At 56.7% G+C, this 26,620-nt stretch carries 20 protein-coding genes; 15 read left to right on the top strand and 5 right to left on the bottom strand.

All coding sequences use genetic code 11. The features are described 5' to 3' along the window. Positions 1-126: 126 nt before the first annotated feature. The 3 genes from ACQZ5M_RS08630 to bcp all read right to left on the bottom strand — a co-directional run bounded on the left by ACQZ5M_RS08630 (position 127) and on the right by bcp (position 2,879). A complete protein-coding gene (locus ACQZ5M_RS08630) occupies positions 127-1,389 on the bottom strand; it encodes a peptidoglycan DD-metalloendopeptidase family protein (RefSeq protein ID WP_449079484.1) in 1,263 nt (420 codons plus the stop codon). A 175-nt stretch (positions 1,390-1,564) separates the two neighbouring features. Next, the gene (locus ACQZ5M_RS08625; RefSeq protein ID WP_449079483.1) at positions 1,565-2,386 is read right to left on the bottom strand and encodes a ferritin-like domain-containing protein; all 822 of its coding nucleotides are present in this window, start codon (positions 2,384-2,386) and stop codon (positions 1,565-1,567) included. 25 nt (positions 2,387-2,411) lie between these two features. After that, on the bottom strand, positions 2,412-2,879 hold the full coding sequence (gene bcp, locus ACQZ5M_RS08620; RefSeq protein WP_296077484.1) for a thioredoxin-dependent thiol peroxidase: 468 nt from the start codon (positions 2,877-2,879) through the stop codon (positions 2,412-2,414). A 338-nt stretch (positions 2,880-3,217) separates the two neighbouring features. On the opposite strand from bcp, the gene ACQZ5M_RS08615 reads away from it, so the two are divergent. The 5 genes from ACQZ5M_RS08615 (at position 3,218) to exoR (ending at position 12,574) form a co-directional block, all read left to right on the top strand. Then, the gene (locus ACQZ5M_RS08615) at positions 3,218-6,619 is read left to right on the top strand and encodes a YhdP family protein (RefSeq protein WP_449079482.1); all 3,402 of its coding nucleotides are present in this window, start codon (positions 3,218-3,220) and stop codon (positions 6,617-6,619) included. 106 nt (positions 6,620-6,725) lie between these two features. Then, positions 6,726-9,653 (top strand): valine--tRNA ligase, encoded by a 2,928-nt coding sequence (locus ACQZ5M_RS08610; RefSeq protein ID WP_449079481.1) that lies wholly within the window; start codon positions 6,726-6,728, stop codon positions 9,651-9,653. A 404-nt stretch (positions 9,654-10,057) separates the two neighbouring features. After that, a complete protein-coding gene (locus tag ACQZ5M_RS08605; protein ID WP_296106354.1) occupies positions 10,058-11,293 on the top strand; it encodes an OmpP1/FadL family transporter in 1,236 nt (411 codons plus the stop codon). A 179-nt stretch (positions 11,294-11,472) separates the two neighbouring features. Then, a complete protein-coding gene (locus tag ACQZ5M_RS08600) occupies positions 11,473-11,778 on the top strand; it encodes a hypothetical protein (protein ID WP_449079480.1) in 306 nt (101 codons plus the stop codon). Between the two features lies 1 nt (position 11,779). Continuing rightward, the gene (exoR, locus tag ACQZ5M_RS08595) at positions 11,780-12,574 is read left to right on the top strand and encodes an exopolysaccharide production regulator ExoR (protein ID WP_296021916.1); all 795 of its coding nucleotides are present in this window, start codon (positions 11,780-11,782) and stop codon (positions 12,572-12,574) included. Between the two features lie 241 nt (positions 12,575-12,815). Here the strand turns inward: exoR and xth are convergent, their stop codons facing one another. Further along, on the bottom strand, positions 12,816-13,610 hold the full coding sequence (gene xth / locus ACQZ5M_RS08590; protein WP_296021918.1) for an exodeoxyribonuclease III: 795 nt from the start codon (positions 13,608-13,610) through the stop codon (positions 12,816-12,818). Between the two features lie 80 nt (positions 13,611-13,690). Beyond that, positions 13,691-14,020: an iron-sulfur cluster insertion protein ErpA gene (erpA, locus tag ACQZ5M_RS08585; RefSeq protein WP_449079479.1), complete on the bottom strand. Its 330-nt coding sequence runs from the start codon at positions 14,018-14,020 to the stop codon at positions 13,691-13,693. A 175-nt stretch (positions 14,021-14,195) separates the two neighbouring features. On the opposite strand from erpA, the gene ACQZ5M_RS08580 reads away from it, so the two are divergent. The 10 genes from ACQZ5M_RS08580 to serS all read left to right on the top strand — a co-directional run bounded on the left by ACQZ5M_RS08580 (position 14,196) and on the right by serS (position 26,543). Then, on the top strand, positions 14,196-15,413 hold the full coding sequence (locus tag ACQZ5M_RS08580) for a deoxyguanosinetriphosphate triphosphohydrolase (RefSeq protein ID WP_449079478.1): 1,218 nt from the start codon (positions 14,196-14,198) through the stop codon (positions 15,411-15,413). Between the two features lie 63 nt (positions 15,414-15,476). Then, on the top strand, positions 15,477-17,234 hold the full coding sequence (argS, locus tag ACQZ5M_RS08575; RefSeq protein WP_449079477.1) for an arginine--tRNA ligase: 1,758 nt from the start codon (positions 15,477-15,479) through the stop codon (positions 17,232-17,234). 67 nt (positions 17,235-17,301) lie between these two features. Beyond that, complete coding sequence (locus ACQZ5M_RS08570; RefSeq protein ID WP_449079476.1) at positions 17,302-20,337, top strand: SPOR domain-containing protein; 3,036 nt, start codon at positions 17,302-17,304, stop codon at positions 20,335-20,337. A gap of 104 nt (positions 20,338-20,441) precedes the next feature. Next, positions 20,442-21,458, top strand: a complete 1,017-nt coding sequence (gene nagZ / locus ACQZ5M_RS08565; RefSeq protein WP_449079475.1) for a beta-N-acetylhexosaminidase — start codon at positions 20,442-20,444, stop codon at positions 21,456-21,458. A 46-nt stretch (positions 21,459-21,504) separates the two neighbouring features. Beyond that, a complete protein-coding gene (locus tag ACQZ5M_RS08560) occupies positions 21,505-22,350 on the top strand; it encodes a segregation and condensation protein A (protein ID WP_449079474.1) in 846 nt (281 codons plus the stop codon). After that, a complete protein-coding gene (scpB, locus tag ACQZ5M_RS08555; protein WP_449079473.1) occupies positions 22,337-23,071 on the top strand; it encodes an SMC-Scp complex subunit ScpB in 735 nt (244 codons plus the stop codon). Before ACQZ5M_RS08560 ends, scpB begins: the two co-directional genes overlap by 14 nt. Positions 23,072-23,230: 159 nt before the next feature. Further along, positions 23,231-23,443: a twin-arginine translocase TatA/TatE family subunit gene (locus tag ACQZ5M_RS08550; protein WP_296021926.1), complete on the top strand. Its 213-nt coding sequence runs from the start codon at positions 23,231-23,233 to the stop codon at positions 23,441-23,443. Between the two features lie 89 nt (positions 23,444-23,532). Then, positions 23,533-24,354, top strand: coding sequence for a Sec-independent protein translocase protein TatB (tatB, locus tag ACQZ5M_RS08545; protein ID WP_449079472.1), 822 nt, complete (start codon positions 23,533-23,535; stop codon positions 24,352-24,354). After that, positions 24,351-25,163, top strand: a complete 813-nt coding sequence (tatC, locus tag ACQZ5M_RS08540; protein WP_296021930.1) for a twin-arginine translocase subunit TatC — start codon at positions 24,351-24,353, stop codon at positions 25,161-25,163. The genes tatB and tatC overlap by 4 nt, the downstream gene beginning before the upstream one ends. A gap of 96 nt (positions 25,164-25,259) precedes the next feature. Continuing rightward, positions 25,260-26,543 carry a serine--tRNA ligase gene (serS, locus tag ACQZ5M_RS08535; protein ID WP_449079471.1) on the top strand — a complete coding sequence of 428 codons (1,284 nt, stop codon included), beginning with the start codon at positions 25,260-25,262 and terminating at the stop codon, positions 26,541-26,543. Positions 26,544-26,620: the final 77 nt, after the last annotated feature.

Raw genomic sequence — 26,620 nt, 5'->3', positions numbered from 1 at the left:
TCGTGGTCCGCGACTTAGGCTTAAATCGTCGAAAAGTCAAGGAAACAGGGATTTGTGCCAAAACGACACATGAAATCGTAGCCGGGGAAGAAAAACCGGTCTGAATTCTGCCGAGGGGCGTCTGCGTTACTGTAGATAGGTCTTCAATTCCGTGCCCGCCACGAGAAACCGCATCGGATCGACAGCCTCGTCGTGCAGCCGCACTTCGTAATGGACATGCGGACCGGTTGAGCGGCCCGTGCTGCCTGCCTTGCCGATGACGTCGGAAAGTTCGATTTTCTCACCGGTTCTAACCAGAATCTGGGAAAGGTGGCCGTAGCGGGTGCTCACACCCTTGCCGTGATCGATTTCCACCATATTGCCATAACCGCCCGAATAACCTGCAAAAGAAACGGTGCCCGCACCGGTGGCGCGCACATCCGCGCCTGTTTCCGCACGAAAATCTATGCCGGTATGTAATGCAAGCCGACCTAAAAAGGGGTCCATGCGGTTGCCGAAGCGGCTGGTGATATCGCGACCCGGTGCCGGATTGCCAAGCGGCAAACGCTCGGCGGCGCCACGGACGGTTTCCAGCCGGTCCAGCGCATTGTCGAGATCGGCAAGTGAGGACTGGAAAGGATTGGTGGAGACTTCGACATAGGGGCCGCCAATTGCATCGTCCGCTTTGTCATCGATCTTGATGCCGGTGCTGCGAATGATATCGGCCATGGCGTCTGCGCGGTTGTTTGCGCCTATCGTTAGCGAAGCGATTCGCCCGAGCTGTTCCGATTCGATTCGATTGAGCGATGCCAGCATACGGGTCAGCGCCCGGCCGGAAATAGCATCCTTGTTATCAAGGTATGTCAGGCTTCCCTTAAGGCCCGGTCCCTTTCCCGGCCCGCGGAGCGCGTGATCGATGGCGGACGCAGCTCCCGAAAGGCTTGCCCTCTTCTGAGGCGCAAATGCATTTGCCGATGGAGCAACGCTTTCCTGTTCGCGTGAGGCGGGTTCATCGTTCTCATTCAAAAGATCGTTCACCCGACCATGACGCGAGGAAAGGGCGTTCTGTTGAGCCAGAAGCTTTTCTACCTTCTTTTCAACCGCTTGCTGATCGAGAAGCTGACGCGAGGTGATCTGGTCTACTTGTGAACGTAACGCGGCGATGCGGTCCTCGTAGTCCTTCTGCATACGAGACTGGCGCGCGATCATCGCTCCAAGCATATCATCGCGGAATATCAGGTAGGCGGTGGAGCCGACAAAGCCGAGTGTCATGACCAGGATAATGACAAGAGTGGGGACGACCAGCAGAGGCCGGATCGTGACATGGCGAACTCTTTCGCCGCTCGCCAGAATGAGGACGTGCTGTTTGCGCTTCTTGCCAAAGGCCAGGTTTGTCCTCGCTTCCGTCATTGCAGCTCCAGCGGCTTCTGAAGCATGTCGTGCAAAGACGTGAAGCGGTCTTGCAATGACGACATGCGATCAACATCAAGTCCGAGCGTGAGGCACGAATCCGGGCGATCGCGGCACGCTTCAGCTCGCTGAAAAACATACTTTGTTAAGGTTAACGAAGCTTTTACAAACGCAGTCAGCTCTGGCTGACGGCGGTAAGCGACCGATAGAACGAGGGCGTCAGACCAGCCTCCGCGCGCGCAAGGTCATTGAAGGGGGGCTTCAAAGGGCCACGGAAGTTGACGCGGACAAGATGCTTGAAGGTTTCCGCTGGATCCTTCTTTTCTCGAGCACACAGAAATCGAAACCATTTCGCGCCGATGGCAACGTGGCCCTTTTCGTCATTATAGATCACATCGAGGACGGACGCACTTTCCAGGTCTCCTGTCTCTCGCATCTTCGCCTGAAGCTGGGGCGTGACATCGAGACCGCGCGCTTCGAGAATCAGGGGAACGACGGCAAGCCGCGCCGTTAGATCGTTGCGGGTGGCGTGCGCTGCCTGCCACAGACCGTCATGGGCGGGGAGGTCGCCATAATCGGCACCTAAGGCGCGCAACCTGTCCCGCACCAGCTTGAAGTGCTTCGCCTCTTCGAAGGCCACCTGCATCCAGCCATCGAAAAACGAGTGCGGGACGGGCTCGCTGGCATATCGGGCAACGATGTCGAGAGCGAGATCGACCGCGTTGAGTTCAATATGCGCGATGGCGTGCAAAAGGGCTATGCGTCCCTTCACGCTGTGAAGCGAACGCCGCTTCACAGCGGTGGGTGGAACGAGTTCCGGTTTCTCAGGGCGTCCAGGACGTTCGGGCAATTTTGGATCGAGCGGCGAGCGTAAAGAAAGACGCCGCTCGAGCCAGCGCGTTGCCGTCTCCTGCGTAAGCGCGGTTTTTCGATCGAGATCGGCTGAGGCAATGGCGTCAATTGCCCCGCCGCGTAGCGATGTCACGGTAAATGTCATGGTTCCGCGATCAGCTTTTTGCCGGTCAAAGGGCCTTCACTTCGTCGAGGACCGCTTGTGCGTGACCTTGAACCTTCACTTTGTTCCAGATTTTCGCGATCTTGCCCTGCGGAGAAATCAGATAGGTCGTGCGCTCGACGCCCATGTATTTCTTTCCGTACATGCTCTTCTCTTTCCAGACCCCGTAGGCTTCCAGGGCGGTCTTATCCTCATCGGCGGCCAACATGACGCTCAGTGAATGTTTCGCAGCGAACTTGTCATGGCTTTTCACCGAATCAGGCGATATGCCGATGACGACGCTATTGGCCTTCTCGAATTCTCCACCCAGCGCACTGAAATCGATAGCTTCTGCCGTGCAACCGGATGTGTCGTCCTTGGGGTAGAAATAAAGGACGACCGCTTTGCCCCTCAAATCGGAGAGAGAAATGTCACCACCGCCATTTCTGGGAAGACGGAAATCGGGTGCTTCGTCGCCAATCGTCAATTCTGCCATGGTTCACCTTTCTTTTGCCCGGATTGTTGAGCATGGGGGCTGCTACTCGATATAGTGCGAATAACAGCTTCGTCCAGTCTTGTTGCGTTTGAAGCGGAATGGCAGGGTGACACCGCCAAACTGATGTAGTGCTAGTGGTCTGATTTTGACGCTTGTTGCCGCCTGCGAAGGCCTCAAGAGCAAACGTCAAGATTATGAAAGTCGCTAGTAAGTTTTTGTTTCCAGTGGAATTTTCGAAGCAGACATTTGATCTTCAAGATGGCCGTGTATGGGTATCAAATGTCAAATTCATTCCATTGGCTTTGGGTTCATGATGTTTCCGGGAGCGGGCAGGACGGATGGCGGAAATTCGAGGGGAGAAGGTCAATTTCAGCAAGCGAGACATCGTGCCCCTTCACGATTTGCCGTCTGCGCAAGCCGAAGACCCGATCATCGTCCACTGCCCTCCGCCGCGCTCCATGCTGCGCGCTTTCACCCAGGTTTTCTTCGCTCTCTTCATCCTCGCTTTCCTGTCCATTGGCGGCATCATACTATCGGTGGAAACCGGCTCTGTGGACAACGCCCTGTCCAGCCAGGCTCAGCAGGCGCTTGAGAGGGCGCTCGGTTCTCGGTACGAGGCCCGCATAGGCTCCACGGCTATTCGCTTTTCTTCCGGGCTGAAGCTGGCGCTCGTGGCGCAGGATGTTGACATCATCGATAGCGAGTCGGGTCAGCATCTCAGTCGGGCGCGTTCCATCGGGATGGCGCTCGATCCTTTGGCGCTGCTGACAGGTCGTGTATCGATCGCCGCCCTTGAAGCCAACGGAATGGAACTCGATACGTCCCTCTTGCCGAAGGGGGAGGGCTTCGACTTCTCGCAGCTACGTGTCGATACCCTGCCGGGTCTTCTGGAAAATGCGTTCGCCCATCTCGACCGGCTGTCACAGACTTTCCAGCGCAGTGGTACGGAGGAAATTGATCTTTCAGATATCGCAATCCGTTTGCCGCCGCGCGAGGACGGCAAGCCGCGCACAATCAACTTAAGCGAACTGTCGCTCGTTCCTGATGGCGATGGCGGTTACAAGCTGGATGGCGACGTGGCTTTCAACGGGCAGATTGCGGAACTGGCGCTTGCTGCCACCGCCAGCGGTGGCGGCATCGATAAGTTTTCCGCACGGCTGGACGGCTTCGATATCGGTCCGCTTGTGGAGCAATATGATGGCGATGGCCTCATGCATCAGGGACTCAACGTTAAGGCAGGTGTGATTATCGACGCAAGCCGTGGCGCAAACGATCAAAAACCCATGCTCGACCTCTCGTTTGCGCTCGGTAATGGTGAACTTTACATCGGCGGCGAGGCGCAGCCAGTGTCCAGCGGCGTGATCAACGCCCGCTATGATTTTGATGACAAGGCCATCGTGATAGGCAATTCAAGCCTCGTATTGGGGCGCACAACGCTTCCGATCCAAGGCAAGATCAGCGACAACGACAAAGGTTTCAATATTGCTCTGCGCCTCCCACAAGGCGTTGCCGTGGCTGATGCCGGTGGCGAAGAGCCAGTGACGTTCGACCTCACGGCAGATGGGACCTATGACCGGGCAACACGCGAGATCAATGTGCCTACGCTTTACGTCGCAAGTCAGCATGGGGATATGGCGGGGTCGCTGAAAGTTCGCTTTGGAGAGGGTTCACCTGAGATCAGTTTTGGCGGGCAAATTCCCAAAATGGAAACGACCGCCGTCAAGCAGCTCTGGCCCTTCTGGATGGCGCGCAAGGCGCGGCCTTGGGTAATCGCCAATCTTTTCGGCGGGACGGTGCGCAACGGCTCCATAGCCGTCTTCATTCCCGCGGGCAGAATGTGCGGGCCGGACTGCTCGCTGGAACTTGCAGCGAGCGAGTTGCAGATCAGGTTCGATGTCGACAATACGCGGCTTAACGTTGCCGGTGACATCCCGCCGCTTCGCGACGTCTATGCCCGTTTTGAACTGGTGGGCGAAAAGATCGACGTCAATGTCTCCAAAGCGACGTCCTACTTCCCATCCAACCGCAATCTTGAGCTGGAAAATAGCCGTTTTTCAATTGTCGACGTCTATGACAAACCGCTGATGGCGGACCTCGATCTCAACGTCAGCGGATCGGCCGACAGCGTCGCGGAGCTTGCCTCCTTCCAGCCGCTCAACGCGCTGAAAGACACCGAATTCAAGCCGGATGATTTTTCCGGAACCGTAACGGCCCACGCAAAGCTGCGCGTCGGTTTGCTGAAAAGCCAGTCTCCGCCAGAGCCTGTTTGGTCGGCTGATCTGTCGCTGAATGACGTGTCGTTATCTCGCCCCATCTCCAATCGGAAGGTATCGTCTGTCAACGGAAGCCTGAAGCTCAACAATGATACGCTTCACCTGCTGGGCAAGGGGCGGATCGACGACGTTGCGATGAATATCAACCTGACCCAGCCCATCCGAAAAAGCAGTACGACAGGCCGAAAGCTGGTGCTGAATGCCGTCCTGGAACCAGGCCAGATTGCCAAGCTTGCACCGGAGCTCTCCAGCGTGCTCGGTGGAACCACCTTGCTCGAAATCGACAGCATCGATCCCGACCGACAGGATGTAAAACTCGATCTCTCCAATGCTTCCATGGTGTTGCCGGGTATTGGCTGGACAAAGGGTGTGGGCGTAAAGGCGAATGCGTCCTTCAACATGGAGACGGTCAATGGCCGTACGAACATTCATGATCTGGCGCTCAAAGGCGATGGTTTCGGTGTGGCTGGCGACCTTGCTTTTGACAAGGGCGGTTTGATCTCCGCCAACTTCTCCCGTTTCCAGTTGTCGCCACAGGATGACTATGCGGTTTCCGTTTCTGCCGCGAAAAGAAGCTACTCCGTTAGTATAAACGGCAAGTCGGCAGATCTCAGGCCTATCATCGCCAAGCTGCGCAGTTCCGATAGCGGGCAGTCCGGAGCATCAGCCGGTGTGGTACCGAGTGGAGATCTCGGCTCGCTCAACATCAAGGCGGATCTCGACCGCGTCTATGGCTTCAACGACGAGGCACTTTCCAATGTGACCGCCAGCATCGGCGTCAGGGACGGCAAGGTGCGCACCGTTGATTTCAAGGGCGTGTCCGGTCGTGGGCAGGCCGTGGTCGCACAGACGACAAACCAGGGGGATGGCGGTACGATCAATCTGACCAGCAGCGACGCGGGCGCGTTTGCACGTTTCACCAATCTCTACACCCGTATCCGGGGTGGCCTGTTAAATCTGGTTCTGACCACGTCCAACGGGACGTCGTGGAGCGGCTCTCTCGATCTGCGAAATTTCGCCGTTCTCAATGAAGCCAAGCTTCAGGACATTGTTGCGACCCCTTCCGGCCAGGATGGCCGCAGCCTGAACGCGGCTGTTCGGCGCAACATCGATGTCAGTTCGGAAAAGTTCCAGCGAGGCTTTGCGCGTGTCGTCTACGTCAACGGCGTCGTGGCACTGGAGAACGGTGTGGTGCGTGGGGAGCAGATCGGAGCTACCTTCCAGGGCGTTTTGAAAGACCAGAACGGCAACATCGATATGACCGGAACCTTCATGCCGGCCTACGGTCTCAATCGCCTGTTTGGCGAGTTGCCGTTTATCGGCATCTTCCTGGGCAATGGTCGTGATCGTGGCCTTCTCGGCATTACCTTCAAATTGACGGGCCCGACAGCGACACCGCGGTTGCAGATCAATCCTCTGTCGCTGATTGCTCCTGGCGTTTTCCGGCAGATATTCGAGTTCCAGTGACAACGCGGTGACGCATGAGCCCGATGCCTTTTCGGTTGCTGTTGACTCTCAACCGCCCATCCTTATTTACAAACCAAAAATAGAACTCCAGATTTCAGGTCAGAACATGCTCGACAAGACCTACGATTTCGCATCCGTAGAACCCAAAATTGCCAAAGCCTGGGATGAGGCAGACGCCTTTCGCGCTGGCGCGAACGCCAAGCCGGATGCCGAAAGCTTCACCATCGTCATCCCGCCGCCAAACGTCACCGGCTCTCTGCATATGGGACACGCGCTCAACAATACGCTTCAGGACATTCTGGTGCGTTTCGAGCGCATGCGCGGCAAGGATGTTCTTTGGCAGCCGGGCATGGACCATGCGGGCATTGCAACCCAGATGGTTGTCGAGCGCAAGCTGATGGAAAACCAGCTGCCTGGCCGTCGCGCCATGGGCCGCGAAGCCTTCATCGACAAGGTCTGGGAGTGGAAGGGTGAGTCGGGTGGCTTGATCTTCAACCAGTTGAAGCGCCTTGGCGCATCCTGTGACTGGTCGCGCGAACGTTTCACCATGGATGAAGGCTTGTCCAAGGCGGTTCTTGAAGTCTTCGTCACGCTTTACAAGCAGGACCTGATTTACCGCGGCAAGCGTCTGGTCAACTGGGACCCGCATTTCGAGACCGCGATTTCCGATATTGAGGTCGAAAACCGCGAAACCGACGGCCATATGTGGCATTTCAAATATCCACTCGCCGGTGGTGAGACCTATACCTATGTCGAGAAGGATGCCGACGGCAACATCGTCTTCCAGGAAGAGCGCGACTATATCGCGATCGCGACCACTCGCCCGGAAACTATGTTGGGCGACGGCGCTGTTGCCGTTCATCCGTCGGACGAACGCTATGCGCCAATCGTTGGTAAGCTTTGCGAAATTCCTGTCGGTCCGAAGGAAAGCCGCCGCCTGATCCCGATCATCACCGATGAGTATCCGGACCCGACCTTCGGTTCCGGGGCCGTCAAGATCACGGGCGCGCATGACTTTAACGACTATCAGGTCGCCCGCCGCAACAATATTCCTCTCTATCGCCTGATGGATACGCAGGCACAGATGCGCGACGATGGCGAGCCCTATGCGCGCTGCGCGGAACTCGCGGGCGAAATTACTCGCTCCGGCAAACTGCCGTCCGAAGCGGATGTCGATGCCATCAACCTCGTGCCCGACGAGTATCGCGGTCTTGACCGCTACGAGGCTCGCAAGCGTGTCGTCGCGGCGATTAATGCCGATGGTCTTGCCGTCACGACCAAGGACGCTGAAGGCAACGACACGCCTTACATCGAGAACAAGAAGATCATGCAGCCCTTTGGCGACCGTTCCAACGTCGTCATCGAGCCGATGCTAACCGACCAGTGGTTCGTCGATGCCAAGACGTTGGCCGAGCCTGCGATGGCATCGGTGCGCGAAGGTCGCACGAACTTCGTTCCGAAGAACTGGGATAAGACCTATTTCGAATGGATGGAGAACATCCAGCCATGGTGCATTTCGCGTCAGCTCTGGTGGGGTCACCAGATCCCTGCTTGGTATGGTCCGGATGGTCAGGTCTTCGTTGAGAAGACGGAGGAAGAAGCACTCGACGCTGCCGTCCAGCACTATCTTGCCCATGAAGGCCCGTGGAAGGCGTGGGTTCAGGAGAAGCTTGAAAACTTCAAGCCGGGCGAAATCCTGACACGCGACGAAGATGTTCTGGACACGTGGTTCTCATCTGCGCTTTGGCCTTTCTCGACGCTCGGCTGGCCGGACAAGACGCCGGAGCTCGCGCGTTATTATCCGACGAACGTTCTCGTCACCGGCTTCGACATCATCTTCTTCTGGGTCGCCCGGATGATGATGATGGGTATTCATTTCATGAAGGATGATGCCGGTCACGCGGTCGAGCCTTTCAATACGGTCTATGTCCATGCGCTGGTTCGCGACAAGAACGGCCAGAAGATGTCGAAGTCCAAGGGCAACGTCATCGACCCGCTGGAACTGATCGATCAATATGGTGCGGACGCGCTGCGCTTTACGCTGGCCATCATGGCGGCGCAGGGCCGCGACGTGAAGCTCGATCCGGCACGTATTGCGGGTTATCGCAACTTCGGTACCAAACTCTGGAACGCCACGCGCTTTGCCGAAATGAACGGCGTCAAACGCGATCCGCGCTTTAAACCCGAGGCGGCCACACAGACGATCAACCGCTGGATCCTGACTGAACTTGCCAATACGGCCAAGGACGTCACCGCTTCGATCGAGAGCTATCGCTTCAATGATGCGTCTACCACGCTCTATCGCTTCGTCTGGAACCAGTTCTGTGACTGGTATCTCGAACTCTTGAAGCCGGTGTTCAACGGCGAGGATGAGGCGGCCAAGAAAGAGGCGCAAGCCTGTGCGGCTTACGTACTCGAAGAGATCTACAAGCTTCTGCATCCGTTCATGCCATTCATGACGGAAGAACTGTGGGCGCACACGGCTGGTGAAGGCGCAAGCCGCGACCAACTGCTTTGCCATGCCGACTGGCCTGCCCCGGAGTTTACCGACGAAGCGGCGGCGGCTGAAATCAACTGGTTGATCGATCTTGTTTCGGGCATCCGTTCAACCCGCTCGGAAATGAACGTACCACCTGGTGCCATGGCACCACTGGTTGTCGTTGCCGCAAATCCGACCACCGAACTGCGTCTTGACCGCCACTCTGCAGCGATCCGTCGTCTAGCCCGTGCCGATGAAATTCTTGCTGCGGATGCGGCACCAAAGGGTTCGGCACAGATCGTTGTCGGTGAAGCAACCGTGTGCATTCCACTCGGCAATCTCATTGATGTCTCGGCTGAACGGAGCCGTCTCGAGAAGGCAATCGGCAAGTCGGAGGCCGAACTGGAGCGTATCGACAAGAAGCTCTCGAATGAGAAGTTCGTGGCCAATGCTGATCCAGAGGTGGTCGCAGCGGACCGTGAGCGTAAGGCGGAGCTTGAGCTTCAGATCAAGAGCCTGAAAGTTGCCTTGCAACGGGTTAACGAGGCCGGGTAATCAGATATCAAAACGATCATGAGAGCGCCTTCACAACGGAGGCGCTTTTTTTGTTGGCGTCGAAAATCTTCTTGCCGACGAGTCGCCTTCAAACGATCAAGCTGCCGGAAAACCACGCAAGTGCCTCAAAACATGACAGAACGTTGACTTTTTTGAGTGAAAACAGTGAATGTTGTCTTGTAGACACACACGAAGCCTTGGGCGCAAAAAAAGTCTACAAGAGCAAGATTGAAAGTCATTTATAAAGTTTTTTTTTCTAATTTTTTTGCGAATCCATTAGTGCGTGGATTTCTCACGTAAAATATCGACTAACTAATCGAGCTCTGTTTCGCAAAGTGCCGATTGTCATTTCCTCGAAAGCATTTCAATTTCCAAACATCACATTGCCTTGATTGGGGAGAGAGATGGCAAAGCGAATTTCAATCATAAATGGTGCGGTATGCCTTGCTGTCGGCATCACTTCGGTTACGCCTGCATTTGCGGGCGGCCTCGAGCGTGGCGGTTATAACATCGACCAGTTGTTTGACGCCTCGCCCTTCACGTTCCAGTCTGGCGTTACATATGTTGCGCCTCAGCGAAAGCTGAAGAACGCCAAAGACGGACCCGGTGGTAACACGTTCGTTGGCGGCACAACTACTGCAGATGATACTGAGAATTTCGCCATCCCTTATGTCGGGTTCAAGGGGAGTTACGGCGATGTCGATTGCTTGGTCGACTATTCTCAGCCATTTGGGGCCCATCTCAATCCAGGCGCAAATTGGGCGGGTGCGCAGAGCAATATTGAGACCAAACTGCGGACAGATAATTACGGGCTGACGTGTTCGTATAAGTTTGATGCAGGTCCAGGTCAGTTTCGAATTATTGGTGGCGGCTTCTATCAAGAGATAGAGGGTTTCAAGACCCGGAATGTCCTATACGTTCCGCCTGGCGCGCCCATAAATGGTAATGGAAGACTTGACCTTGCGGACGAGGCTTTTGGTTGGCGAGCTGGCGTAGCTTATGAAATCCCTGAGTACGCGCTTCGAACAAGCTTAGTGTACAATAGTCGGGTGAAATATGATCTTACCGGCACACTCGATCTTACACAGCTTCCGACGATTCCTGGCAATCCGTACGCGGGAAGGCGCTTCAACGTTTTTGGCTCTGCTGAAGCCCCGGACTCGATTGAGTTGAAAGTTCAGAGCGGTATCGCTCCTGACTGGCTGGCGTTTGGTTCGGTGAAATGGACGAACTGGAGCTTGATCCAGTCTATTCGCTTCTGTGAAGAGAATGGCGCCTTTGGCTGCCCCGCTACGGGTGTGACGTCGCTCGATCTGCTATATAGAGACGGCTGGACCGTCAGCGGCGGTATCGGGCACAAGTTCAACGATAAGCTTTCAGGTGCCGTTAGCGTGACCTGGGACCGTGGTACGAGCACTGGTATTGGCGCATCGACTGACACATGGACACTTGGTGCAGGGGTTCAGTATGCCGTTACCGATAATATTGAATGGCGTCTGGGCGCGGCTGTCGGTCTGCTAACTAGCGGTAGTTCAGGTCAGGTCACGCGCGGCGGTGTGACTTACGGTACTGACGCCACGTACGACTTCGGCAATGACGTCGTTGCTGCGATTAACACCTCGGTAAAGGTGAAGTTCTAACTTTCGGAAAACAATCAATCCAAACCCGGCCTCATCGGCCGGGTTTTTTGTTGCCAATCCGCAATATTGTGACGATTTGGCAACAAATTTCTGCAACCTTCACGTAGCGTAAGAATGTGGGCAGATTTGTCCATTTCCCGCCACAAAGCATGTGCTTGAATGCTGGCGACGGTGCGGGAATGGAAGAATATGCAGACATCAAAACTGGTTCTGCGGAAGTGGTGGAAGTGAAAACAGGTGAGGATTCAGGCTCTAAGCAAGTAAACACGGGTTTTGTCCGTAACGGCTTGCTTGGAAGAATCCATACGGCGGTGAAACGCCGCGATGTTGCCGGAAACGGTACTTATATCTGTGCTCATGAGATTACCAGTTTACGACCGCTCAAGATCACCGGCGGCAGCATGAAAGCTGTTGTCGGGCGGGTGCAGTTTGTTCAAAAGATCGCATCTCGGCTTTCGCCGGGAAGAGTGAGAGAAGTTCGTTGAAATGCTGAAATGTGACATCAACGTTTTGAAACCGCTATGTCTGGGACTGCTGCTTGCGTCACTGTCCGTGCCGGTTCTGGCATTCGATATCAATTCCGGCGTCACTAAAGAATCTGGGCCTTTCGATCTCTTTAAGTTCGGCTTCAAATCCTACAAGGACGGCAAGAAAGAAGATGCCGTTGAGGCTTATCGCTACGCTGCAGAAAAAGGTCACACTGGATCGCGTTGGGCGCTTGCCAATATGTATGCCTATGGCGACGGTGTAGCGAAAAACGACTTCGAGGCCTTCAAGATTTACAGCGAGATTGCCAGCCAGGGCGTGGAGCCGGGGTCGGAGGATACGGGCTTCTTCGTCAACGCACTCCTGTCTCTCGCAGATTATTATCGCCACGGCATTCCTGGCAGTCCGGTCAAGATGGATTTGGGACAGGCCCGCCAACTCTATTTTCAGGTCGCATCGACCTTCGGCGTAGCGGAGGCGCAGTTCCAGCTTGCGCAGATGATCCTCGCGGGTGAGGGTGGCCGCGCGGATACGCAGCAGGCCAAAAAGTGGCTTAATCAGGCTCGCAAGCATGGTCATGCCGGTGCCATGTCGATCTTCGGAAATCTTCTCTTCCAGGAAGGACAGACAGTTCGCGGACTGGCATTCATGACCGCAGCTCTCGACAAATGCGCCGCAGCCAATTGCATCTGGATACAGAACCTCCAGGAACAGGCTTTTTCCGTGGCAGCGGAAAATGATCGCCGCGTTGCTATTCAGCTGGCCCGCAACATCGCTTCCAGCGATGCTGATTGATCAGAAAAAGCGCCGCTTCGTTTAGTATATTGGTTTGTCACGATAACGTTGAAGCGCGAAAGTAGGCCGCAGGTTGCCCTTGTGTCTCCGGACTACTTTCTGGCCGACGCAATTGTCCCGGTGATGCTCCACAAAAAATGAGACAACGGACAGGCGCTGCCACGGCCAACGCGTTACATGCACTCGTGGGGCTTTCTTACCAAGCTTATGTGTTAGCCGCGGATTCCTGGGTCGTCAGCCTTCAGGCTGGCTGAAAGTCGAAATAACCTGAGACTGGCACATGGTCGGATGGTTTTTCCCAGGCGCGGACATGTTTCTCAATCGAGACCGATTGAAGCCTGTCTGCCGCTTCCGATGACAACATCAAATGATCGATGCGGATGCCATTGTTCTTCTGCCAAGCGCCCGCTTGGTAATCCCAGAATGTGTAGAGACCGGCCTCGTCGGATGTGGCGCGGGTGGCATCGGTGAGGCCGAGGTTTTCCAGACTTCTGAAAGCCGCGCGAGTCTGCGGCAGGAATAGTGCATCACCTTCCCAAGCTCGTGGGTCATAACAATCGAAAGGCTCGGGGATAACGTTGTAGTCACCTGCAAGGATCAACGGTTCTTCCAATTGCAGACGTTTTTCGGCAAAGCGGCGAAGCCGTTCCATCCATGCCAGCTTGTAAGGATATTTCACCGGGTCGTCAGGCGGGTTGCCATTCGGCAGATAGAGCGAGCAGACCCTGATTACGCCGCCTTGTATGGAGAACACCCCTTCGATGAAGCGCGCCTGTTCATCGCCATCGTCGCCTGGCAAACCGCGATTGACCTCATCCGGGCGCATCTTCGATAGAAGGGCAACGCCGTTAAAACCTTTCTGGCCGTGCGTTTCCACATGGTATCCAAGTGCTTCGATCTCCAAACGAGGGAAGTTTTCGTCGACCGATTTGATTTCCTGGAGGCAGGCAATATCGGGCGACGAATCCTTCAGCCATTCGCAGAGGTTTTCGATGCGCGCCTTGACGCCGTTGATGTTCCAGGTGGCAATCTTCATCGCAGGCTCCATTTTCTTTGGACCTGTTTTACCCGATGAGACGGCGAATGCCATCGGTTTTCACTGTTTCAACAGCAAGCTTAGATCGAGAAACTTGTGCCGCAGCCACAGCTGGCAACCGCGTTGGGGTTCTTGATCTGGAAGGACTGGCCCAGCAGATTGTCGACGAAATCGATTTCCGAACCTGCCATGTAGACGAGCGACATACTGTCGATCAGGACCTTCGCATCCCCGCGCGAGATAACGATGTCATCTTCGGTCGGCGCGCCATCCAGGTCAAACTTATAGGAAAAGCCGGAACAGCCGCCGCCTTCGACGGAAACGCGAAGCGCCTGTTTTCCCGCTTCATCCGAAACGATCTGGGCGATTCGTTTTGCGGCGGATTCAGAGAGTGTAACGTCTGTGGTCATGTCGTTTCTCCAACCGGGGTCAAGAACCGGCGAGCAAAGTCCTGTGTAAGACCGATTATAAACCAGTCAAATTTGCCGTCTATAGACTTAACGGTCGCAAACCCGCTTTGCGGCAACCTCCGCGATAGGTATGAAGAGCAAAGTAAAAGGTCAATGGGCCGATGGCAGGACAGAGATGATTATCGATCAGCGTGCGTTGGGTTTTGGGAGCGGAGAAAGAGCGGTTTATGCCGCCGATCCATGGACGACGCGCGGACGCCTGTTTGCCGAAACATCCAGTTTGACACGCTCGGAATTCCAGCGCGATCGCGACCGCATCGTTCACACCACCGCTTTTCGACGACTGAAACACAAGACGCAGGTGTTCATAAGTCCCGATGGCGATCATTATCGCACACGTCTGACCCACACGATTGAAGTGGCGCAGATCGCCCGCGCGCTTGCTCGCGCACTGAAACTGGATGAGGATCTGGCTGAAGGCGTGGCGCTGGTGCATGACTTCGGGCACACGCCATTTGGCCATACCGGGGAAGATGCGCTGGATGCAGTTCTGAAGCCATATGGCGGCTTCGATCACAACGCCCAGTCGCTGCGCATCGTCACCAAGCTTGAGCGGCGCTATGCCGAGTATGACGGTATCAATCTGACCTGGGAAACGCTCGAAGGTCTGGTGAAGCACAATGGTCCTCTGTTGAATGCGGCGGGTGAGGGCACGCATGGTCCGGTGCCATTGCCGATCCTCGAATATTGCCAGCTCCAGGATCTGGAGATCGGCACCTTCGCCAGCCTGGAAGCCCAGGTCGCCGCCATCGCCGATGACATCGCCTATAATACACATGATATCGACGATGGTCTGCGCGCAGGTTATCTGACCTTTGATATGCTGGAGGAAGTGCCGTTCCTCTCGAGCCTGATGGCCGAGGTTCGTGCAAAGTATCCGTCGCTCGATGATGATCGTTTCGCGCATGAAATCATGCGCCGCCAGATCACGCGGATGGTGGAAGATGTGATTGGTGTGGCGCAGCACAACCTCGATCTCCTGAAACCGAAGAGTGCTGCCGATATTCGCGCCGCCGACCGCACCGTCGCGACGTTTTCGCCGGCCATGGCCGAGACCGACAAGCAGATCAAGAAGCTGCTCTTCGGGCATATCTATCGCCACCCGGATATCATGCGTATTCGCGCAGGCGCGACACAGATCGTTACCGACCTTTTCCATCGCTATATGGAAACGCCGGCCGAGATGCAGAGTCACTACTGGGTGGACAGCATTCCCGGCATGACGGAAGCCGCAAGGGCGCGCCATGTGGGCGATTATCTGGCAGGCATGACCGATAGCTATGCGCTCAGGACGCATCAGCGGCTGTTTGACCATACACCCGATTTGCGATAGGCAGCGCGCGATTGCGAAGCCGATACCCGGATGACTGAAAGCCCTTCGCGAAGGTAGATGACCATGAACCTTTTTGCCGATTTTGACGCACGAATCAAAAAAGCTCTCGAGACGATCGATCTCGTCAAAGCCAATCGCGATGCTGTCGATTTTGGCCGTATCACCGTGGAATCTCCACGCGATCCAAGCCATGGCGATGTCGCGACCAACGCGGCAATGGTGCTGGCCAAGCCGCTTGGTACGAACCCGCGTGCGCTGGCTGAGCTGATCGTGCCGGCGCTTGAACAGGATGCCGATGTCGATAGCGTCAATGTGGCGGGCCCCGGCTTCATCAATATCCGCGTTTCGGTTGGCTACTGGCAGCGCCTCTTGGCTGGCATGATCTCGCAAGGCCTGGATTTTGGCCGGTCCACAGTCGGTGCGGGCAAGAAAATAAACGTTGAATATGTATCCGCCAATCCAACAGGTCCGATGCATGTCGGTCACTGCCGTGGTGCTGTGGTTGGCGATACGCTTGCAAATGTGCTTGCATTCGCGGGCTATGACGTCATCAAGGAATACTACATCAACGACGCCGGTTCGCAGATCGATGTTCTGGCGAAGTCAGTCTTCTTGCGTTACCGCGAAGCGCTCGGTGAGGATGTTGGCACCATCCCGCCAGGTCTTTATCCGGGCGATTATCTCGTTCCCGTCGGTCAGGCGCTTGCCAATGAGTTCGGTATCAAGCTGCGCGCCATGCCTGAGGAGCAGTGGTTGCCGATCGTCAAGGAAAAGGCGATCGATGCTATGATGGCGATGATCCGTGAGGATCTGGCAGCTCTCAACGTCAAGCACGACGTCTTCTATTCCGAGCGGACCCTGCATGCTGGCAATGCCGGTCCCATTCTGTCTGCGATCAACGACCTCACCTTCAAGGGCCATGTCTACAAGGGCACGCTGCCGCCGCCGAAGGGCGAGGTTTCGGAAGATTGGGAAGACCGCGAGCAGACGCTTTTCCGCTCCACCGAAGTTGGTGACGACATGGACCGTCCGCTGATGAAGTCGGACGGCACCTACACCTATTTTGCAGCCGATGTGGCGTACTTCAAGGATAAGTACGATCGCGGCTTCTCCGAGATGATCTACGTTCTGGGCGCAGACCATGGTGGTTACGTCAAGCGTCTGGAAGCCGTGGCGCGGGCGGTGTCGGAAGGCAAAGCGAAACTGACCGTTTTGCTGTGCCAGTTGGTCAAGCTTTTCCGTGATGGCGAGCCGGTGAAGATGTCGAAGCGCTCGGGCGATTTCGTCACATTGCGGGACGTTGTGGACGAAGTCGGACGCGATCCGGTGCGATTCATGATGCTTTATCGGAAGAATTCTGAGCCTTTGGACTTCGATTTTGCCAAGGTGACGGAGCAATCTAAAGACAATCCGGTATTTTATGTGCAATATGCTCATGCCCGGTGCAAGTCGGTTTTTCGGCAGGCACACGAGGCATTTCCGGAGCTTGATGTAGATACTTTAACTCTCTCGTCGGGATCGGTTTTGATTAACGATGTCAATGAGTTGCAGCTTATTGCGAAACTGGCGGAGTATCCGCGTCTGATCGAGTCCGCGGCACAGAATCATGAGCCGCATCGCCTGGCATTTTACCTCTATGATCTGGCTAGCTCCTTCCACGGACACTGGAACAAGGGTAAAGATCAGCCGGAATTACGTTTTGTTAACGATAAAAACCGAGAATTGAGCGTTGCCAGACTAGGGCTGGTGAGTGCTGTCGCGAATGTGCTGAAGTCCGGATTGACGCTTTTGGGAGCGGACGCGCCTGACGAGATGCGATGACATCCTCACCATTATTTGCTCACAATACGCTGGCAAGTGCTGTGATGCGTAGATGGTGGAACACGTAATGGTCGAAAAAAATGTCGCGTTTAACCGAGACTCTCGGTCGCAGGAATTCGCTGACAACGATCCTCTGGCCCAATTGGCGCGCCTTGGTGCGCAAGAGGATCGTTCTTCCCATGTCGCGCCGCCGGCCGCGCGGAGCGCTGCCGCGTCGTCTGTGCGTCGGGAACCCGAATTCAACCTGGAAGATGAGCTGCTTCGTGAGTTTGCCGTCTACGATGCGCCGCGTCATGAGCCCATCGCACTGGATGCTGCCAACGATGTTCACTCACCCGTTCCAGCCAGCGAATTCATGCAGCGTGTGGAATCGGTTTTTTCCCGCCGCGAGCCGGAGCTAGAGCCGGTCGCGCAGCAGCTTCCCGTCGATCGCGAAGACTATCTTATTGCCGAGCATCACGCGTCCGCACCGCATTCAGATCTGAGAGACGATTTTAGCGACGATCCGCATTCGGTTGCTGCAGTTTTTGATGTTACGCGCCGCGATACGGTTACGCAGGTTGAAGAGCTTTCCCATGTGGCGCAAGCAGAGATCGCGGCGGCACCCATCGCCGCTGCGCCCGAGCCTCGTGCGTACGAACAGCCGGCTCAGCTACAGCAGCCTAATTGGGAGCTGATGGCCGAGACGTCCGGTGAAACTGCGATCGATCTCGCAAGCGAACTGGAGCTCTCCGTTTCGGACGACGTTTCTACGCCAGTTCAGCCAGCAGCTCCATCGTTGCGCAAATCTTCGCTCGACTTCTCGAGCCTGCGCCTTCCGCTGGCGAACTTCGGCGCTCCACGCGCAACCCCTGTTGCAGCCAAGCCTGCTACCGCTACTGCACCTGTCCTTGAATCTGCCAAGCCTGTTGCCGATGATGTTGTGATGGCTTCTCCTGCCGGACAGAAGCTGTCGGCAATGGATGAACTCATTTCCGACGTGGCGCGCTATGAGATCAGCAATAAGAGCGTGAATGCTGCCGCACCTGTTGCGAGGATGGAACCGGTTGCGACAGCAACGCCTGTATTGTCGTCTGTCGCGCCTGTCTTGAAAGCGCAGCCTGACGCACCGCCCGTTGCGCCGGTCCGTGCGGAACCTGTCTTCGAAACGCCCGTTGCAGCACCCAAGCCGGTCGCTTCACAGCAGGGTGTTGTTGCGACGCCTGCGTCTGTTGCACGCGCTGCTACTGCGCAGGTCGTCAAGCCGCCTGTTGCGCCAGCTGTAGAGACGCCGGTGGCCGATGAATTCGATGCCTTCAATGATGCCGATTTCGAGCTCGCGCTTGAGGATATCGATTTCGATATCGACCTCTCCGAAATCAGCAATATAGATGTTGCACCCGCACCTGTTGCCAAGCCAGTGGTCGCCAAGCCAGCGGTCGCTAAGCCGGCTGCCGTCCAGGCTGCACCAGTCGCTCAGACGGCGCCTGTCATGCAGGCTGCCGTGGCACCTAAGCCGGTCGCGGCACCGAGCGTCACGACACCCGTTGCTACCCGTTCGCAGCCGCAACCCGTGGCTGAACAGACGCGCTACGAGGAGCGCCGACCTCCGGCTCCGGCCGCTGTCGTTCCCGCCGCGTCTCTGGAAGGACTTCCTTTCGATCCGACGCAGATCGGTGAGACGGAGGATGCGCCTGAAACCATTACGGAGATGGACGTTCCCGAACTTCCCGTCGGCGTTTTCGAACCAAAACCTGTTGCCCGCCGTCATGAAGAGGATCTCGATCTCGACACCGAGCTTGCATCGCTCTTTGCAACGCCAACTTCAGGCGGTCTTGATCGCCACAAGAATGGCGCGCCTCGTCAGGTGCAGCAGGCTCAGCCAACGCCTGAAGAGGTGGATGAGTTCGAGCGTGCGTTGGAAGAAGATTTTCGCCGAAGCATGCAGGAAGCGGCGGAAGGCCGCGCCGGCTCGCAGTCTAGAGACGATGCGTCTCCCGCCGAGGTTCGCTATTCGGATGACAGCCGCGAGGGTGGCGCACGCCGCTGGTTCGTACCGGTGGCTGCTGCCGTCGGTCTTATCCTCATCGGTGGCGGCACTTACGCCTTGATCGGTGGTGGTGCGTCGCACTCCGGTTCAAATGGCGCGCCGGTGATCATCTCCGCCGATAGCGAGCCGACCAAGGTGGTTCCTGAAAATCCTGGTGGCCGTGTGGTCCCGAACCAGGACAAGGCGGTCTATGATCGCGTCGCCGGTGCTGCACCATCAGATCCCAAGCAGCCATCGCTGATTTCGACCAACGAAGAACCTGTGGATGTCGTTCAGCGCACGCTGATCCCCGAACTTCCGATGGAAGACGAGGCCGACCAGCTGCAGGGTGGTACATCCACGCCCGTCGGCGAAACCGAAGATCCGCGTCTGCTGTCTCGCAACGATAATGCGCAGGCTGCCGATAACGCCGGTCATGGCGGTGTGAATGTGTCTCCGCGCAAGGTGCGCACCATGATCGTCAAGCCGGACGGTACTCTTGTTGCTCAGGAAGTGCCTGCTCCAGCGACCGCAGCGCCGCAGCAGGACAAGGTTGAGCAGCTGGCGGCGCCAACTGCCGAACAGGCTGCGGAAGACGCACCTGCGGTGGTTTCCGCATCGCGCGTTCCGGTTACGCCGGAGCAGCCCGCTTCGACGCAAACGACAGCACGCCCTGCCACTGCCCAGCCGTCGCAAACTGCGGCACCGCTGCCTGGCTCCCGCCCGGCCAGCCAGCCAGCCAACGTTGTCGCGACCGTGACGAACCAGGGCAATGTTCGTCCGGCGTCTCAGCCGCAGGCTGCGCCGCAGGCGGCATCTACGCCAGCTGCCGCGACCACCACGCCGTCTTCGGGTGGCTACTACATCCAGATCGCATCGCTGCCGAGCCAGGCAGAGGCGCAGAAGTCCTATCAGAACATGTCTGCGAAGTTCGGCTCCGTGATCGGTGGACGAGGTGTGGACATCAAGGCCGCAGAAATCGCCGGAAAGGGAACATTCTACCGCGTTCGTATTCCCGCTGGTGACAAGAACGAAGCTGCTGCATTGTGCGAACGCTTCCGCTCTGCTGGCGGCAGCTGCCTCATCGCGCGGTGAGAGCGACGCTTTAGTACTCGAAAGCCGGGACGGTCTTGCCGTCCCGGCTTTTTTTATACGAATATCCCACGCTCCAACTCGACCTCATGCACAGGACCGACATCATGACCCAATCGAAAGCTATGATCCTTGGCTGTAGCGGCCTGACGCTGACCGCGGAGGAAATCGCCCTGTACAAGGCAGAGCAACCTTGGGGCTTCATTCTTTTTGGTCGCAATATTGATGATGCGCAGCAGATCACCGATCTGGTTGCCTCCATGCGTGATGCAGTGGGACGGCCCGACGCGCCCGTGCTGATAGATCAGGAGGGGGGACGCGTTCAGCGCATTCGTCCACCAATTCTCCAGTCTTATCCCAATGCACAGGCGCTCGGCGAGATCTACGCGCGCGATCGGGATAAAGGTCTACGTGCAGCATGGCTGATGTCGCGCCTGCATGCTTTCGACCTGACGCGCTTCGGCATTACCATCGATTGCTTGCCCGTTCTCGATGTGCCGGTGGAAGGCGCGAGCAATGTTATCGGTAACCGTGCATACGGTTTCGATCCAACGATGGTAACCGAAATGGGACAGGCGGCCGCCGATGGTTTGAAAGCAGGTGGAATGCTGCCGGTCATGAAGCATATGCCAGGTCATGGACGAGGTATGGTAGATTCCCATCACGAACTGCCGGTCGTTGACGTTGCTCTCGACGATCTCGACAACCATGATTTCGTACCCTTCCGTGCTCTCAATCAGGAGCTGATGGGTATGAGCGCGCATCTCGTGTTCAAGGCAGTCGACCCCGAACGACCCGCAACCACGTCAAAGAAAGTCATCCAGGAAATCATTCGTGGGCGTATCGGCTTTGACGGACTGCTGATGTCCGACGACAGTTCGATGAATGCACTCAAAGGTACGCTCGGCGAACGTGCCGCCAATATTATTTCCGGCGGTTGCGATATGGTCTTGCATTGCAACGGCGTGATGAGTGAAATGCTGCAGGTCGTGAAGGAAGTTCCTGTCCTTTCGGGCCGGTCTCTCGAGCGTGCCAAAGCTGTGGAAATGGGCTTCCCGAAGCCGGATGATGCCGATGAGACAAGCTTGAGAGAAGAGTTCAACGCGATGCTTGCAGTTGCCTGATGCACCGCCGGCCGGAGCGTCAGCGAAAGGTCCGGCGAAGAGAACCATGGCAGCAGAAAAATCGCGCGGCAATACGCCGATGGACAAGCTCTGGCAGGATGTGAAGCCTGAGCGCGCAACAGGCGAGGCGGCATTGATGATCGATGTGGCGGGCTTTGAAGGCCCGCTCGATCTGCTTCTGCATCTTGCCCGCGTCCAGAAGGTCGATCTCTCCCGCATCTCGGTTCTGGCGCTGGCGGAGCAATATCTGCAATTTGTCGAAAGCGCCCGGCGGGTGCGTATCGAGCTTGCAGCCGATTATCTGGTCATGGCGGCGTGGCTCGCTTTTCTCAAGTCCAAGCTGCTCATCCCCCAGCAAAGCAAGGATGAAGGGCCGAGCGGCGAAGAAATGGCCGCGACCCTTGCTTTTAGGCTCAAGCGACTGGAGGCCATGCGCGACGCTGCCGAGAGGCTGGTGAGCCGAGATCAGCTTGGGCGCGATATCTTCGCTCGTGGTGCGCCCGAGCATATCCCCCACCGTAGCCGCTCTGCGTTTGAGGCGAGCCTCTATGACCTCTTGAGCGCCTATGCAACGCTTCGCCAACGTCAGGCCATCACCCAGGTCACGATCGAGAAACGCCAAGTCTGGTCGCTTGTCGAGGCCCGTGAGTTGCTGACCTCGATGTTGGGTGAGATCGGAGAATGGACGGAACTTGATCGGTATCTCCTGCAATATGTGCCCGATCCCTCTATGCGCGCCACCGCCATTGCAAGCGCATTCGCAGCGTCGTTGGAACTTGTGCGGGACGGGTCACTGGAAATTCGCCAGGATGGCGCGTTTCAACCGATTTTCATGCGTAAAGGCTCGGTTAGAGCGAAGGAACGTTCTGAAAGGGCCGATGATGCCGAATGAAGCCGACCAAGAAAACGACGTCGCCGAAGACACAGCAGAGATTAGGGGCGGCTCGGTCTCGCAGCGTCTTGAAGCAGAGGCGGAACGCATTGCCGAAGCCTTGGTGTTCGCCTCGGCGCAACCCGTGTCGGAAGCGTTCATCGCTGAGCGTATCCCGCGCGGTGTCGATGTGCCACCTCTGATGAACCGGTTGAAGCAGGTTTACGCAACACGCGGCGTCAATCTTGTGCAGGTGGGCGGCAACTGGGCGTTTCGCACGGCTGGTGATCTCTCCTTCGTCATACATGTCGATGAGAAGGAGCCGAAGAAGCTATCCCGGGCTGCTTTGGAAGTGCTTGCGATCATCGCTTATCATCAGCCTGTCACGCGCGCTGAAATCGAAGATATCCGCGGTGTCCAAACATCGCGTGGAACGCTGGACGTTTTGATGGAAGCAGGTTGGGTGCGTTTTCGCGGCCGTCGCCGCACGCCTGGGCGTCCGGTTACGATGGGAACGACCGTCGAATTTCTCGATCATTTCGGCCTCGAGGAGTTGCGAGACCTTCCGGGTCTCGATGAACTGAAGGGCGCAGGCCTCTTGTCCGGTCGCGTTCCTCCGAATTTCGGCATTCCGATTCCCTCCATGAGCGATGAACTGACCGAGGACGAAGACCCGATCACGCAGCTTGATCTAGAGGAGCTTGGCCTGCTTGCACCGAGTGGCGGCGATCCAGATGATTGATTTTGTTGCAACAGCATAGTGATCACGCAGATGTGTCGGCGTGCTGCGGCATCACAGCATTTGCGGTTCGCTTACTTTGTTGAATAGCCATTTTGTCGTTTGAAAAAGCCCTGCAAACGTCTTACATCGTTGCAAAGCAAAATTCAGGGAGTTTGCGTCATGGGTTCTTTTAGTGTTTGGCACTGGCTGATCGTTCTGGTGATTGTGCTAGTGCTTTTCGGCCGGGGCAAAATTCCCGAATTGATGGGTGACGTCGCCAAAGGCATCAAGAGCTTCAAGAAAGGCATGGCCGATGACGATGCCACGCCTCCGCCTTCCGATACCAACGTCAATGCCAAGACGGTTGATCATAAGGCTGACGAGATCAAGTAATTGACGCGGGGTGGGACGGAAACGTCGTCACCCTGGTCTTCGCGCCTTGAGGATCATGGCGCGTCGGTGCGCGTGTCGGGAGCTTTTTGATGTTTGATATCGGCTGGAGCGAGTTACTGGTGATCGCGATCGTCCTGATCGTGGTTGTTGGCCCGAAAGACTTGCCACCCATGATCCGTGCCTTTGGCAAGACGATGGCCGGTTTCCGCAAGATGGCGGGGGATTTCCGCGCTCAGTTCGATGAGGCCATGAAAGAGGCCGACATGGACGATGTGCGCCAGACGATCGCCGATGTCCGCAATCTCAACCCGACCAATTCTCTGCGCGATGCGATGAACCCGCTGCGCCAGCTCGGCAATGACATCCGCTCCGACCTGCAGAATGCTGCAACGCCACCATCTGGACCTGCAACCAGCGCTCCGGCCGATGCACCTGCGGTTACGCTGTCCGAGCCCGAAATGAGGTTACCGGATACGCCGCCTTCCGCCCTGTATCCTGCGACAGCACCCGGCACTACCAGTTCGATCGCCACAGATGCAACGGTGACGGCGAATTCCATCGCCGAGAAGCCCAAGCGCAATCGGAAGGCATCCGCCAAGTCTGCTCAGGAAGTCGAGGCGGAAACGGTTGCCGCAAAACCGAAACGTGCGTCTCGCACCATAGCCGCCAAGGCTGATGCAAAGAAGCCGAAGGTTGCCTCCATCGCTGACATGGAAGCCGAACCCGCCATTACACCTGCACTTACAGAGATGGCTGCAACGGCGGCAAAATCGAAAACGACGAGCACCGTAACGCCGAAGAAGCAGAGCGTCACAAAGGCGAAAACCGAAAGCGCCAGATCCGATGACGTCGCCGCAGAAACGCCGCTGAAAAAGACCCGGACCGCCAAGGCCAAGAAGGATGAAGCATGAGTGAGGATACCGAGGATAAGCCGCAGCCGCTTATCGAACACCTCATGGAACTGCGCACCCGGCTCATATGGTCGCTCGGCGCGTTTTTCATCGCTTTCCTCGCATGCTTCGCCATTGCCAAGCATCTCTTCAATCTACTCGTTATTCCGTACAAGTGGGCGGTCATCTGGGCCGGTCTGGATGTTGCGAAATCCTCGCTGATCTACACGGCTCCGCAGGAATTTTTCTTCACCCAGATCAAGGTCGCCATGTTCGGAGCCATGGTGATTTCTTTCCCGGTGGTTGCGTCACAGCTCTACAAGTTCGTGGCACCCGGCCTCTACAAGAATGAGCGCGCGGCCTTTTTGCCGTTCCTTATCGCTTCTCCACTGCTGTTCCTCCTCGGCGCCGCTCTCGTTTATTTCTTCTTCACGCCTATGGTGATGTGGTTCTTCCTTGCCATGCAGCAATTGCCGCAAGATGGCGAGGTAGCTATTTCGCTGATGCCGAAGGTGTCTGAGTATCTGAGCCTCATCATGACGCTCGTTCTCTCCTTTGGGCTTGTGTTCCAGTTACCGGTCGTCACCACGCTTCTGGCACGCGTTGGATTGCTGACCAGCGACTGGCTGAGAGAAAAGCGCAAGTTTGCGATCGTCGCCGCCTTCATCGTCGCTGCCGTTCTGACCCCGCCCGATCCCATGTCCCAGATCGGTCTTGCCTTGCCGGCGATCCTTCTCTACGAGGTTTCAATCTATATGGCTCGACTCGTGGAGAAGAAGCGCGCTGCCGAAGTTGCTGGACGGGAGCTTGAAGGCCCCGAAGAGGTCTAACGGTTCTCGAACGCTTTTCTCCAGACGCCGGGTCATTTGTCCCGGCGTTTTGTTTTCCAACAAGCCAAGACGCAAAAACCACGGTCTGGAACGACGATGCACGATATTAAATGGATACGCGAAAACCCTGAAGCCTTCGATGCTGCGCTTGCCAAGCGCGGAGCCGAACCTCAGTCCGCGGGCCTGATTGCGCTCGACGAGAAGCGCCGCTCCGTCATCCAGACCTTGCAGGACATGCAGTCTCGCCGAAATGCCGCCTCGAAGGAGATCGGCGCTGCCATGGCGCAGAAGAACGCTGAATTGGCTGAGAAGCTGAAGGCCGAGGTCGCTGACATCAAGGACAGCATGCCGAAGCTGGAAGAGGAAGACCGTCAGGTTACCGGTCAGCTCAACGATGCCCTCTCGCGCATTCCCAATATTCCGCTGGACGGTGTACCGGTCGGCAAGGATGAGAACGACAATGTCGTGACGCGCGTCGTTGGCCAGAAACCCGGTTGGAACCACCCGGCGAGGGAGCATTTCGAGATCGGTGAAGCCCTGGGCTACATGGATTTCGATCGTGCTGCCAAGCTTTCGGGCTCGCGCTTTACCGTGCTAACTAGCCAGATTGCCCGGCTGGAGCGTGCGCTCGGTCAATTCATGATTGACCTGCACACCAGCGAACACGGTTATACGGAAGTCTCGTCGCCGCTTATGGTGCGTGCTGAAACGCTGTATGGAACGGGCAATCTGCCCAAGTTCGAGGAAGACCTGTTCAAGACGACGGACGGGCGATACCTCATTCCGACCGCGGAAGTGACGCTGACCAATTTGGTTGCCGGTGAAATTCTCGAACAGGAAAAGCTACCGCTTCGTTTCACGGCGTTGACGCCTTCTTTCCGCTCGGAGGCAGGTTCCGCCGGTCGCGACACCCGCGGCATGCTGCGCCAGCACCAGTTCTGGAAGTGCGAACTTGTGTCGATTACCGATGCTGAAAGCTCGATTGAAGAGCATGAGCGCATGACGGCATGTGCCGAAGAAGTGCTGAAGCGTCTGGGCCTGCATTTCCGCACGATGACGCTCTGCACCGGTGATATGGGCTTTGGCGCGCGCAAGACCTACGATCTCGAGGTCTGGCTGCCCGGCCAGAACACATATCGCGAAATCTCGTCCTGCTCCGTCTGCGGCGATTTCCAGGCACGACGCATGGATGCGCGCTATCGCGGCAAGGGCGACAAGGCCACGACGTTCGTTCACACATTGAACGGCTCGGGTACCGCCGTCGGACGTTGCCTGATCGCGGTTCTGGAAAACTATCTGAACGAAGATGGCTCGGTCACCATTCCGGACGTTTTGCTGCCTTACATGGGCGGTTTGAAGCGAATCGAGAAGGCTGCCTGAGTTCTGAAGTCTGGTCTCCGCGTCACCGGCGCGGAAAGTCACCTCTGCCATGAGGAGTGTACCCGCTCGGCCTGCCT

Source organism: Rhizobium sp. 22-785-1 (genome assembly GCF_053521965.1).
The sequence above is the reverse complement of the archived record's forward strand: the minus strand, read 5'-3'. Positions and strand labels throughout refer to the sequence as shown.